This window comes from Sphingorhabdus lacus (assembly GCF_009768975.1).
Taxonomy (GTDB): Bacteria; Pseudomonadota; Alphaproteobacteria; order Sphingomonadales; family Sphingomonadaceae; genus Sphingorhabdus_B; species Sphingorhabdus_B lacus.
Map to the genome: position 1 here is coordinate 3,222,843 of NZ_CP035733.1, position 12,609 is coordinate 3,235,451.

General features: G+C 57.8%; 13 protein-coding genes and 1 tRNA gene. 2 read left to right on the forward strand and 12 right to left on the reverse strand.

Annotated features, from left to right (window positions below; all coding sequences use genetic code 11):
- Window positions 1-285 precede the first annotated feature (285 nt).
- Complete coding sequence (locus EUU25_RS15400) at window positions 286-957, forward strand: glutathione S-transferase family protein (RefSeq protein ID WP_158902463.1); 672 nt, start codon at window positions 286-288, stop codon at window positions 955-957.
- Window positions 958-1,303: 346 nt separating this feature from the next.
- Here EUU25_RS15400 and EUU25_RS15405 read toward each other — a convergent pair whose 3' ends face one another.
- From EUU25_RS15405 to EUU25_RS15435, 7 genes are all read right to left on the reverse strand, one after another.
- Entirely contained in the window at window positions 1,304-1,774 is a 471-nt protein-coding gene (locus EUU25_RS15405; protein WP_158902465.1) for an SRPBCC domain-containing protein, read from the reverse strand.
- A gap of 19 nt (window positions 1,775-1,793) precedes the next feature.
- Window positions 1,794-2,231: a sugar transporter gene (locus EUU25_RS15410; protein WP_158902467.1), complete on the reverse strand. Its 438-nt coding sequence runs from the start codon at window positions 2,229-2,231 to the stop codon at window positions 1,794-1,796.
- Window positions 2,228-3,028 (reverse strand): VOC family protein, encoded by an 801-nt coding sequence (locus EUU25_RS15415; protein WP_158902468.1) that lies wholly within the window; start codon window positions 3,026-3,028, stop codon window positions 2,228-2,230. The genes EUU25_RS15410 and EUU25_RS15415 overlap by 4 nt, the downstream gene beginning before the upstream one ends.
- Window positions 3,029-3,111: 83 nt before the next feature.
- The gene (locus EUU25_RS16715) at window positions 3,112-3,834 is read right to left on the reverse strand and encodes a DUF1428 domain-containing protein (RefSeq protein WP_158902470.1); all 723 of its coding nucleotides are present in this window, start codon (window positions 3,832-3,834) and stop codon (window positions 3,112-3,114) included.
- Window positions 3,835-3,877: 43 nt separating this feature from the next.
- On the reverse strand, window positions 3,878-4,300 hold the full coding sequence (locus tag EUU25_RS15425) for a VOC family protein (RefSeq protein WP_158902472.1): 423 nt from the start codon (window positions 4,298-4,300) through the stop codon (window positions 3,878-3,880).
- Window positions 4,301-4,320: 20 nt separating this feature from the next.
- A complete protein-coding gene (locus EUU25_RS15430) occupies window positions 4,321-4,962 on the reverse strand; it encodes a TetR/AcrR family transcriptional regulator (protein WP_158902474.1) in 642 nt (213 codons plus the stop codon).
- Between the two features lie 75 nt (window positions 4,963-5,037).
- Window positions 5,038-5,700 (reverse strand): COG3904 family protein, encoded by a 663-nt coding sequence (locus EUU25_RS15435; protein WP_158902477.1) that lies wholly within the window; start codon window positions 5,698-5,700, stop codon window positions 5,038-5,040.
- Between the two features lie 190 nt (window positions 5,701-5,890).
- Here EUU25_RS15435 and EUU25_RS15440 point away from each other — a divergent pair, with 190 nt between their 5' ends.
- On the forward strand, window positions 5,891-7,399 hold the full coding sequence (locus EUU25_RS15440; protein ID WP_158902480.1) for a YifB family Mg chelatase-like AAA ATPase: 1,509 nt from the start codon (window positions 5,891-5,893) through the stop codon (window positions 7,397-7,399).
- Between the two features lie 52 nt (window positions 7,400-7,451).
- Here the strand turns inward: EUU25_RS15440 and EUU25_RS15445 are convergent.
- From EUU25_RS15445 to aroA, 5 genes are all read right to left on the reverse strand, one after another.
- A tRNA-Leu gene (locus EUU25_RS15445) sits at window positions 7,452-7,537 on the reverse strand.
- 58 nt (window positions 7,538-7,595) lie between these two features.
- Window positions 7,596-7,874 carry an integration host factor subunit beta gene (locus tag EUU25_RS15450; protein ID WP_143776532.1) on the reverse strand — a complete coding sequence of 93 codons (279 nt, stop codon included), beginning with the start codon at window positions 7,872-7,874 and terminating at the stop codon, window positions 7,596-7,598.
- 220 nt (window positions 7,875-8,094) lie between these two features.
- On the reverse strand, window positions 8,095-9,801 hold the full coding sequence (gene rpsA, locus EUU25_RS15455; protein WP_158902483.1) for a 30S ribosomal protein S1: 1,707 nt from the start codon (window positions 9,799-9,801) through the stop codon (window positions 8,095-8,097).
- Between the two features lie 629 nt (window positions 9,802-10,430).
- A complete protein-coding gene (gene cmk, locus EUU25_RS15460) occupies window positions 10,431-11,063 on the reverse strand; it encodes a (d)CMP kinase (RefSeq protein WP_158902486.1) in 633 nt (210 codons plus the stop codon).
- Entirely contained in the window at window positions 11,060-12,430 is a 1,371-nt protein-coding gene (aroA, locus tag EUU25_RS15465; RefSeq protein WP_158902488.1) for a 3-phosphoshikimate 1-carboxyvinyltransferase, read from the reverse strand. The genes cmk and aroA overlap by 4 nt, the downstream gene beginning before the upstream one ends.
- Window positions 12,431-12,609 lie beyond the last annotated feature (179 nt).

Genomic DNA, 12,609 nt, shown 5'->3' on the forward strand with positions numbered 1-12,609 from the left:
TGGGGAAATCAATATATCTCCCTCTCCCCTTCAGGGGAGAGGATACGAAGCCTTGGCCGTAAGGCCTAGGCGTAGTTGGAGAGGGGCTCCGACGGTGAAGTCAGCGCCCCACCTCCCCCTCTCCACTCCGTCTAATGGCTAAAGCCATAAGACTGCGTACCTCTCCCCTGAAGGGGAGAGGGAAAGAAGCAGGGCTGGGGACACATGCCTTCCTCCACCGCGTTTTAAAGAAAATACCGCCTCGCCCCCTTCCCATTCGCGGCAATCAACCCTAACAGGACCTTTATGTGGCACCTTCATCAATATCCGCTTTGTCCGTTCTCGCGCAAAGTGCGTTTGCTGTTGGGGGAAAAGGGCGTGCCCTATAGTCTGGTGCGCGAAAATCCGTGGGAACAGCGCGACGATTTTCTGCAGATGAACCCGGCGGGACGCACCCCTGTGATGCGCGATGCGGAACGGCACATCACGCTGGTCGATTCCGTCGCCATCTCCGAATATATTGACGAGACGGTCTCCGCCAATCCGATGATCAGCGGCACGGCCCAGTATCGCGCCGAAATCCGCCGTCTGGTGGCGTGGTTTGACGAACAATTTTACGGCGACGTGACGCAACCGCTGCTGCACGAGCGTATGAAAAAGCGCTTGATCGACCGCCAGCCCCCCGACAGCCGCGTGCTGCGCGAGGCGATGAAGCTGGCCAACGGCCATCTGGATTATGTCGACTATCTGATCGACCACCGCGCCTGGATGGCCGGATCGGTGATGAGCATGGCCGACCTTGCCGCCGCCGCGCAGATTTCGGTCGCCGACTATCTGGGCGGTATCGACTGGACCGGGCATGAGCAGACCAAGGCGTGGTACGCGATGTTCAAATCCCGCCCCAGCTTCCGCCCGCTGCTGTCCGAACGCATGGAAGTCATTACGCCGCCCAAGCATTATGAACAGGTGGATTTTTAGGCCTGCAACGTTGTGCCTGTTTTTTTATCACGCAAAGACGCAAAGACGCGAAGAAGAAGGTACTAAGGCATAGCCTTTAAATTCGGCTGCTATTTGGTTGGAAAGCAAGAGATTTTATAAGCGCTTCGCTCTTGTACACTTCCCTTTGTGCCTTTGCGTCTTTGCGTGAGATTACCCTCTCCTCTTCAGGGGAGAGGAGCGAGACTTGGCGGCTTGCCGCCTAGTCGCAGCGGAGAGGGGGAGTTGGCGCACGACCCTCACCGTCGAGCCCCTCACCAACTGCGCCTAGGCCTTGCGGCCAAGGCTTCGTATCCTCTCCCCTAAAGGGGAGAGGGGGACAACCCCCTTAACCCTCCGCCAATTCCTTCAATTGCTGCGTAGCCGCGCCCCAGCCTTGCTGGAAACCCATGTCGTCATGCTGCTTGGCGGTGGCCTCGTCCCAGTGGCGCGCGCGGGCGGTGTAGCGGGTTCCGTCACCTTCGGGGGCGATTTCCCAGATGCCGAGCATGAAGTGACCCGATGGCATCAGGCTGCCGTCCGCGGCCCGCACAACGGAATCGGTGGACACGAAACGTACGCCCGGCACCACTTCCAGGAAAAGGCCCTCTTGCGGATGCTCTTCGCCTTCCGGGCCTTTCATCACCATCGCGCTGCGTCCACCGCTATGCCACTGCTGTTCGATGATTTCGACCCGCCAGGGCTTGGGGCAAAACCATTCTTCCATGCGGTTGGTCATGATATCCCAGACCCTTTCGGGTGGCGCGGCGATATAGGTGCTTACCGAAAGCTCCCAGCCATTTTCTTGTGTTGCGGTCATTTCGTCTCTCCTCGTTGGGTCAGGCCAGCCAGCCCTTGCGTTGCCATGCGCGGCTCAACTGCCATTGGATGATCGCCATCACGACGATGAAAATGGGAAAAGCCAGCATCGCCATGTCGCCCTGCGCCTGCTGCGCAAAGAGGAAGGGGTAGCTGAACTGAACGAGCACCGCGATCAGGCTGAGCGCAAAGGCGAGGGGTGCCCACCATTTGCGCAGGAGAAGACCGATGGCTCCCAGGGTGCCGACAACGACGCCAATGGCATAGGCGGCCCACGCCCAGCCCGGCATGGCAAGCCACAGGTCCCGCTGGTCCGGAGGAAGCTTGCCGATATCGTCTGCCGACATCGACCATTGGCTGGCAAAGGCACCAACGCCCATCAGGTTCCACAGCAGAAAGAGGATGCCGACCCACAGGAGCCATTTTGGCGCGGCGTTTATGTTCAACTGTCCGGTCATGCGCGTGCTCCTACCAAGCCAAAGGCTGCGCCCTGGGGATCGGCGGCGACCAGACTGTAATCGCCGCCGGGGATTTCGATGGGTTCCTGAATGACCGTGCCGCCATGGGCCGAAATGGCCGCACAGGCGGTATCGATATCGGGCACGCGGAAATAATAGGTCCAGAACGGCACCGGCATTTCCGCCATTTTTGGCATCACGGCACCCAGCATGAACCGCTTTGCGCCGTCCCACCAAAATTCATATTTGCCCAGCGGGCCCATGTCCATGTCGCCTTCTTGTACCCAGCCGAAGAGCGCGCCATAAAAAGCCTTGGCGGCGTGCGGGTCGGTGGTGGACAGTTCGTTCCATGCACAATGGCCGACCATCGGGGTCTCGGCGGCAAAGCTGGTGCTTTGGGCGTCGGGATTGTCGGCAGGCGGTATGGGTTTCATGATGTAGAACATCACCCCTTGGGGATCGGCGACAAAGGCCGCACGCCCGACGCCTTCGATATCCCACGGCTCCATACAGATGCTGCCGCCCGCGTCCTTGATCGCGGCGGCGCAGGCATCGACATCGGATACCGTGATATAGCCCATCCAGCAGGGGTGCGCGCCGCCCGCCAGCATGTCGGCGGTCAGGGGAAGCAATCCCGCGACGGGCCCGTCGGATGCGGAGATCATCCGGTAAACCTTCGGCGCGTCGCTATTCGTCTCGATGTCCCACCCGATTACCGCCGCGTAAAAATCACGCGCACCTGCGGCATCGCTGGTCATCAATTCATACCAGATAAAATCGCCATGATTGTTGGCCATGTCCTCTCTCCTCCATTTTGTCAGGGACTCCCCCTGCAGGATGCTATGTGCTCGCCCACGGCAGGCGAGCGCATATCGTCCAATTAGCGTGCGGTATCGACGATCGGTACGAAGCCGCCCATAATCATGCGCTTGCCGTCAAAGGGCATCGAATCCGGGCCCATGGCGGCAAAACGTTCGTCTTCCATCGCGGCTTTGTTGCCGCTGTCGCGGGCTTCTTTGGATGGCCATGCGATCCACGAAAAAACGACCGTTTCGTCATCAGTTGCCTCAACCGCGCGGTAATAGTCGGTGACTTCGCCGCGCATCAGGTCTTCGCCCCATGTTTCGACAACGCCGGTTGCGCCATGGTCGATGAATACCGGCGCAGCCGCTTCGGCAAGTGCCTGATAGTCGGCTTGCCGGACCACGGGCAGCGGGATGACAAAGCCGTCAATATAGCCTGCGCCTTTGTCGCTGCCTTCGGACAGGATGGGCGCAAAGCCCGAATAGATCATCCGCTTGGTGTCGAAAGGACATTCGGCCATTTCGGCCATACGCGGGTCGGACATCATTTTCTGGCTGGCTTCGTCGCGGGTCAGCTTGTCCGGATATTCGCACCAGCTGAAAACGACCGTCTCGTCATCCTTGGCCTGCACCGCCCGTTTGAAGTCGGTCATCGTGCCGTCGGGGATATCCTCACCCCAACATTCAACCATCCGGGTCATGCCGAATTCCTTGAAGATCGGCACCGCGCTTTCGGCATGCTGCCGGTATTTTTCCTTGTTCGCGGTGGGAACCGCCAGCACAAATCCTTCAATATACATGTCGTCTCTCCTTCGGTTTTGCCCCCGAAATGGTCAGGCTCCGCTATCCACCGTTCAGCGGATGGCCGATGGACCAGCGGTAACCGAACGGGTCCTTGATCTGCCCATAACGGTCGCCCCAGAACATATCGGCGGGTGGCATGGTGGCTGTGGCCCCTGCCGCAACGGCGCGGGCGAACCATGCGTCGGCGTCGTCGACCTGAAGATGCAGGGTCAGGCCGCTGCCGCCTGCGACATCGGCTTCGGACGGGTCGACAAATTCGGGAAATTCGTCGTGCAGCATCAGGGATGCGCCGTTGATGTGCACATGCGCGTGCATAAGGCGCTTGCCATCTTCTGCGAGCATCCGGCGGATCTCTGTCGCGCCAAAGGCGTTGATGTAGAAATCGATCGCTTCGGCGGCGCGGTTGTCACCGATCTGGATGTGCGGGGTCAGTCCGCTCGTGGGTGCATGTTCCTCTGCCATTTCCTCTCTCCTTCTCTCCATCACTTTTGCGTGAACAACATGATGACATAGCGTTGCAGGTGCATGACGCTGTCGCGGGCAATCACCGGGTTGCCATTGGCTTTGGCCAAAATGAACGCGCCCTGCAGGACGGCCTGGATATGGTAAGCAAGGCTAACCGCGCTGACGCCGCTTGCGATCCCGTAGATGTCGATGGCCTGTTGGATATCTTCGGCCAGCCGCAACGCATAGGCGCGGATGCTGGCATCGCAGGCGGCGCGGATCGGGTCGCTGCTGTTATAGCTTTCCTGCACCATCGTGCCGACGAAGCAGGTGAAATCCTCGGCCGGACCGTCGAGCATCGACAGGCGGAAGTCGATATGGCCGAGCAGGCGTTCGAGCGGGTCGGGAATGCGGGTCCAGTCGGGCTGGGTGAAGATGCGCTGCTCGGCAATGTCGGTCCACGCCCCTGCCGCAGCGACGGCGAGCGCTTCTTTCGAGGCGAAATGGTGGAAGAAGGCACCCTTGGTGACGCCCGCGGCCTGACAGATTTCATCGACGGAGGTGGCGGAGAAGCCCTTGTAGCGCACGGTCGCAATGGCCGCAGCGATCAGCTTTTCACGCGCAGAGCCCGCGGCGGGGACGCGCGTGGACGGGGCTTTTTTGGTGCGACTCGCGGGCATAGGGAAAGCATACCGACCAGTTGGTATGTGTCAATGAAAAGCCGCTGAGGCTTCAGCCAGGTTAACAAACAGGCTTCAGTTCAACGGAATAAAGCTTGCAATTTCAGAGGGTTTGAGGTAAAGCGCCTCGTCGTGGGGCACGCTGTTGGTCAGATCGTAAAACGCCTTCGCTTTATCGGCACTCATGCCCATTTCGCGGTAATAGGCGACATATTCCTGATTGACCGGATCGCTCTCGGCATAGTCGTCAGGCTCCAGCCCGTCCTCATCGACCCAGCTATGCACCGCAAATTCGGCGCCCGGCTCCGCCCGGCGCTCCGCCCCGGCCAGAAACAGCTCCACCCCGCCGGAGCGCACCGACCCGCCATTGGGCACAAAAGTCGCAATCCCCGCCTTCCGCACCATCCGCGCCAAAGCCAGATTGGCCTCGTCGTCGCCGGTGCCGGGACAATCGACCATGTCGATCTGGCGAATAGATGGAAACGCCCGCAAAAGGGCGCGGAACTGCGCCGGCGTATCGCTTTCGATGCTGCCGTTCAGTTCGACCCGCTGCGGCGAAAGAACGCGGAACGGACCGAAGATGGCGATGGTGTTTTGGGAGGCTGCGGCAGGCGCTGGCTCGTCAACCCATTCGGTAATGGTGGTTTCGACGCTGAAGCTATCAAAGGCATGCCCGCCCGTTGGCGCAAGGGTGATAACGCCAAGGGCAAGCATGCGTAAAGCGACGGCTAGCTTCATGGCACCCAAATGCCATCCGATGCTTTGCCAAATGATGTGCAGGCAGGGTTAAGCGAATTTTAGCCATGATGTTCATCTTGGACAGCGATCCCGATATCCGAATGTCTCGTATACCAACCGCCCGCCATTGCCCTCAAAACCGCGCCTTTCCAGACTGGACGGCCAAACGGAAATTAAAGGAAAATGGTGCGTGGTTTCGATTGTATCGACGGTGGCCTATCTCGGTCTTGAGGCCCGCAGTGTTGAGGTACAATGCCAGATCGCACCCGGAATGGTCGGATTCGCTGTCGTCGGCCTTCCGGATAAAGCCGTTGCGGAGAGCCGTGAACGGGTCCGCGCAGCTATTTCCTCACTGGGACTGGCGTTGCCGCCCAAGCGAATCACAATCAACCTTTCGCCGGCTGACCTCCCCAAGGAAGGATCGCATTATGATTTACCGATTGCCTTGGCTTTGCTGGCGGCGATGGGACTGGTCGACGCCGAAACGCTTGCCCATTATCTGGTGGTTGGCGAACTTGGGCTGGACGGAAAAGTTGCGGGCTCGCCAGGTGTATTGTTGGCCGCGCTCCATGCATCTTCGCGTGGCATGGGACTAATCTGTCCATCGGCACAGGGTCCGGAGGCCGCTTGGGCCGGACAAATAGAAGTCGTCGCCGCCCCCGATCTGCTGGCATTGCTCAACCATTTAAAGGGTCAGACCCATTTACGCCCGCCCGAGCCGGGAATTGTCCTGGAACCTGTTGCGGGTCCGGATCTGAAGATGGTGAAAGGGCAGGAAACCGCGAAGCGGGCGCTGGAGATCGCGGCTGCCGGAGGACACAATCTGTGCATGACAGGTCCGCCGGGGGCAGGGAAATCCCTGCTCGCATCCTGCTTGCCCGGCATTTTGCCCGATTTGACGCCCGCCGAGGCATTAGAGGTTTCGATGATTTCGTCCGTTGCCGGTAACTTGGAGGGCGGGCGTTTGGTGCGGCACCGGCCCTTTCGAAGCCCGCACCACAGTGCATCCATGCCCGCTCTGGTAGGCGGCGGTGCGCGCGTTCGGCCGGGCGAAGTCAGTCTGGCGCATCTGGGGGTCCTTTTTCTGGACGAGCTTCCCGAATTTCAGCGTGTGGTTCTCGACAGTCTCCGCCAGCCCCTCGAAACCGGGGAGGTCAGCGTCGCCCGCGCGAACAATCATGTCACCTTTCCTGCAAATTTCCAGCTTGTTGCCGCCATGAACCCCTGCCGATGTGGGCATCTGGGCGATGCGGCACTCGCCTGCAGCCGCGCACCGCGCTGCGCAGCGGACTATCAGGCAAAAATCTCGGGACCGCTGCTGGACCGCATCGATTTGCATGTCGAAGTACAAGCCGTCAGCGCAGCCGATCTCGTACTGCCTCCGCCCGCTGAAGGCTCAGCCGAAGTGGCGGGGCGTGTCAGACGTGCCCGGCAGATACAGGATGTTCGTCTGCACGGCGAAAAAGCGCGCACCAACGCGGAACTGGATGGTGAAATGCTAAAAGATAGTGCGACGCCCGATGACGCCGGGCAGAAATTGCTCGCGCAAGCGGCTGAAGCAATGCGCCTCTCAGCGCGAGGTTACACCCGCATTTTGCGAGTTGCGCGGACGATTGCCGACCTCGCGGGCGCGGAGACGGTCGGGCGCATTCATATCGCGGAAGCCTTGAGCTACCGTCGGCAGCCACCGCGCAACTGAAGGACAGTGCCCGGATGCGCATCCAACATAGAATCGGGGTAGGTCGAACAGGTGGTGCGGATGGCGGGACTCGAACCCGCACGCCCAAAAGGACAACAGATTTTAAGTCTGTAGCGTCTACCATTCCGCCACATCCGCACGCGAATGTCGAAGACAGTATTATTGCGTTGTGGTCAAGCCGCTTTGGTGAAGCGTGTTACTTGTTTAATTGTTCGCGGACTTCTTTGCCGGGCTTGAAATATGGTACGCGCTTGGAAGGTACTTCAACAGAAGCGCCGGTTCGCGGATTGCGGCCTTTGCGCGGACTCCGCTCACGGGTTGAAAAAGCTCCGAAACCGCGCAGTTCAACACGACCGCCATCGGCTAGCCGCTGGATAATCTGGTTAAAGAACAAATCGACGATTTTTTCGATTTCTTCGGTTTTGAGCTCGGGATTTTCGCTCTCCAATTTCTTAATCAACTCGGACCGGATCATGGGCAAAGTCCTTCATTTGTTATCAAGTCGATACCCGAGTTTTTACGAAGCCATGCGACCAAAGGGATCGGGCTCGGGAGCCCAGCAAAGTTGCCAGATTATTTTTTATTTTACAACGCATTTGCTGTGCAGTCGTTTGCAGACAGCAAAAAACCCGCTCCTGTTTCCAAGAGCGGGCTTTTTTGTCCCAAATGGGGAGCGTTTGTTCAGCCGGTTTGGCTTACTTCTTCACGCCTTTCAGCGCTTCGCCAAGGATGTCGCCAAGTGACGCACCCGAGTCGGACGAACCATATTGTTCGACAGCCTGCTTTTCTTCGGCCAGTTGAAGTGCCTTGACCGAGAAATTCGGCTTCTTCGAACGGTCAAAGCCGGTGATCATGGCATCGAACTTCTGGCCAACCTGGAAGCGGTCAGGACGCTGTTCGTCACGGTCACGGCCGAGGTCGGCACGCTTGATGAAGCCAGTTGCGCCGTCTTCACCTGCCTGCACTTCAAGGCCGCCATCGCGGACTTCAAGCACGGTAACGGTGGTGGTTGCACCTTTCTTCAGGCCGCCAGTCGAAGAGGCTCCAGCTGCCGATGGGGCACCCTTTTCGATCTGCTTGATGCCAAGCGAGATACGCTCTTTCTCTGCATCGATGTCCAGAACGATCGCCTTGACGGTCTCGCCTTTGCGATGAAGATGCAGCGCTTCTTCTCCCGAAATGCCCCAAGCGATATCCGACATGTGCACCATGCCATCGACGTCGCCATCGAGGCCGATGAACAGACCGAATTCGGTGGCATTCTTGACTTCGCCTTCGACGGTCGAACCAACGGGGAACTTCTCCGCGAAGCTGGCCCAAGGATTGTCCTGGGCTTGCTTGAGGCCAAGCGAGATGCGGCGCTTTTCCATGTCGATGTCGAGTACGATAACGTCGACTTCCTGGCTCGTCGAAACGATCTTGCCGGGATGAACATTCTTCTTGGTCCAGCTCATTTCCGAAACGTGGACCAAACCTTCGATACCTGGTTCGAGTTCGATGAACGCACCATATTCGGTGATGTTCGTGACCGAACCCTTCAGCTTGGTACCAACCGGATAATTCTTGACGGCAGCATCCCAAGGATCGCTTTCCAGCTGCTTCATGCCCAAGCTGATGCGCTGTGTGTCCTTGTTGATACGAACAATCTGTACCTTAACGGTGTCACCGATATTGATGACTTCGCTTGGGTGATTGATGCGCTTGTAGCTGATGTCGGTGACATGCAACAGGCCGTCGATGCCGCCCAAGTCGACGAAAGCACCATAATCGGTGATGTTCTTGACAACGCCGTCAATGATCTGACCTTCAGCGAGGTTCTGGATAAGGCCGGTACGCTGCTCAGCACGGGTTTCTTCCAAAATGGCGCGACGCGAAACAACGATATTGCCACGCTTGCGGTCCATCTTCAGGATGACGAAAGGCTGCGCAATATCCATCAATGGCGCAACGTCGCGTACCGGGCGAACATCGACTTGGCTGCCGGGCAAGAAAGCGACAGCACCACCAAGATCGACGGTGAAACCGCCCTTGACGCGGCCAAAGATGACGCCGTCAACGCGGTTGCCAGCTTCAAATTCGCCTTCGAGAACATCCCATGCGGCTTCGCGGCGGGCACGGTCACGGCTCAGCATTGCTTCGCCGTTCATATTTTCTACGCGGTCGACATAAACTTCGACTTCGTCGCCGACTTTCAGGTCGGCTTTTTGGCCGGGCATTGCGAATTCACGCAGAGCCACGCGGCCTTCGGATTTCAAACCGACGTCGATGACGGCATGGTCATTGTCGATTGCGGTTACGGTGCCTTTTACGACGCGGCCTTCAAAGCCACCGTCTGCGCCACCAAGTGATTCGTCGAGAAGTGCCGCGAAATCGTCGCGGGTCGGGTTTGGCGAAGTTGCCATAGGTTAGAGTGTCCTTACGTACATATTTTCCGGCCAATCGGTTGGTTCCGATGGTCTTTGACCAGAGCTGCCCCATTGCCCGAATAGCAATAAGGCGTTCAAAAACGGTGCATTTTGAATGAAAACCCACATCGTGCTGAACGTCTCTCAGCAACCATTCATCAACTTAGACCATCGGTCAGTGCGGCGAAATGGACTCTGCACTAGGTACAGAATGATCGTGTGTTTTACTCAAACACTCCGGCTACAAAAGAGCGGTAAAGATGAGCCTCTACCAACGCTATCGCGGCTTGAACGGCGCCGCCTATAGTCAAAAGGCCCCTATCAAGCAAGAAATCTCGTCGGGCCGAACAATTTCGGTCCAAGGGTTACTTAGGGCATTTAGACCGCTTTGTTGCGCTGGGCCCAGAACATGACACGCCACCACAATGGTGCGGAACCGAAAAAGAGGTTCGTCCAAGCGTTCCAGTTAGTGCGCGGCCGTAACGGGCTAGCCGTGATTTGCGGGAAAGTGTGTGTTTGCGCAAAAGTCGTCATGATGAGTGCCCCCTAATTGAGGTTAGCCGTTAGCCCCAAGACGTTACATCTCCGCGTCGCGGATATGACAGTGGGATTACAAATCGCGAGGCTTATGCTCGACTTGCGGCAACCTTGCTGTCTACGGCGGTAACGGCGGACTGGATCGCTGTCTCGACCGACATATTGCTGGTGTCGATTTCGATGGCATCGACCGCTGGCTTTAGTGGCGCAGTCGTTCGACCCGCATCCCTAATGTCGCGTGCCTGGATGTCTGCCAAGATAGCCTCAAATTCGACATTGACCCCGCGCGATTTCATCTCGCGATACCGGCGTTCGGCGCGGACGTTAGCGGAAGCCGTGATAAATAGCTTCACATCGGCGTCAGGCGCGATCACAGTTCCGATATCGCGCCCGTCAAGCAAAGCGCCTCCAGGTTGATAGGCAAAATCGACTTGACGTTTGTTCAAGGCAGCCCGGACTTCGGGGTGCACGGATACGCGACTAGCAAGCCCGCCAATGGCTTCGTCCCGGAGCTCTGGATGTTCAAGGATATCGTCGGAATATTCACATGCTTCAAGGGCGTCGTCCGGGGAGTCAGGATCACCGCCATTCTGAAGCAGTTGAAAACCTACGGCCCTATAAAGAAGACCGGTATCCAGAAAAGGGAGGCCATAATGCTCTGCCAACGCCTTGGCGATGGTACCCTTCCCAGACGCGGTAGGACCGTCGACTGCAATTATCATGGGTTTGCGGATCCGTCAGGAAAGACGGACGAATTGTCATCGCCTTTCAGCATCATCAACATGATTTCAAAACTAGGGAAACTGGTTGCTATCGGTGTTACATCGTCGACGGTGATGCCCTTATAACAATGCTGGCCTGCAACTGCGAAGCTCATAGCAATGCGGTGGTCAAGTGCGCTTTTTATGGTGGCTCCGCCTTCGAGCGGTTCACCTCCACTTCCGTCAATGAGCAGCCCGTCTTCTGTTTCAGTTACCACGGCCCCAATGGCTTGCAAGCCGGATGCCATTAACGCTAGCCGGTCGCTTTCTTTTACTCGAAGTTCGTCCAATCCACTGGTGGTCGTGCGTCCGCGGGCGACGCTTGCCGCCACAAAGAACACAGGAAATTCATCAATCATACTTGGTGCGACTTCAGGCGGCACTTCAATTCCGTGCAGAATTGAATGCCGCGCAGTGATATCGGCCACAGGCTCTCCGCCAACTTCCCGTTCGTTCGAATAGCTAATGTTGGCACCCATTGCCTCCAGCATTTTGTAAATGCCGTTGCGCGTAGGGTTCATTCCGACATGGGTAACCGTAACTTCACTACCGGGGGTGATCAAAGCCGCGACGATAGGAAAGGCTGCTGATGAAGGGTCTCCGGGAACTTCGATGTTCTGCGGCTTCAATTCCGCTTCGCCCATTAGACGGATGTGACGTACGCCGTTGCTGGCAAGTTCCACTGACAAGTCCGCGCCGAATCCTCTCAACATTCGTTCACTATGGTCGCGTGTTGGGATCGGTTCGACGACTTCGGTACGACCCGGTGCATTTAAGCCGGCGAGTAGCACTGCACTTTTTACCTGCGCCGAAGCCACAGGCAGACGATATCGTATCGGGATTGCCGGAACAAGGCCACGGACCATCAGTGGCAACGTGCCCCCAGGGCTAGCGTTAAACTCCGCTCCCATAAGACTGAGTGGATCGATCACGCGGCCCATCGGACGCTTCGAAAGACTGGCGTCGCCAATGAATGTGGCTGAAATCCGATGACTAGATACCAGACCCATTAGAAGACGTGTTGATGTGCCGCTATTGCCCATATCCAAAGCAGCCGATGGCTGCATCAATCCGCCAACGCCGACGCCTTGGACGGTCCAGGATCCTTCACCGGTCCGCTCAATTTTTGCCCCCATGGCACGCATAGCGGCAGCGGTCGCCAATACATCTTCGCCTTCAAGCAATCCGGATATCCGGCTTTCCCCCACCGCAAGGGCGCTGAGCATAATCGCCCGGTGGGATATGGACTTGTCACCCGGAACCTTGACGGTACCTCGAAGTGGGCCGGAATGCAGGAATGTGGCGGGGCGTGGTATGGCGCTATGCATAGCTGGCTGCTTTGCTTTTATGGATACCGGAAGTCAACGCGCCTTATCACTGTGGAGAGCATCTTAGGGGAGAAGTTTTTGACAGCGCTGCATGGCTGTGGCAAAGGCCGCGCCAATTGACGGCGATTCACCCACGTGCTTCGCCCTTTCCAAGCTGTTTTATAAAGGATTTGAGCCTG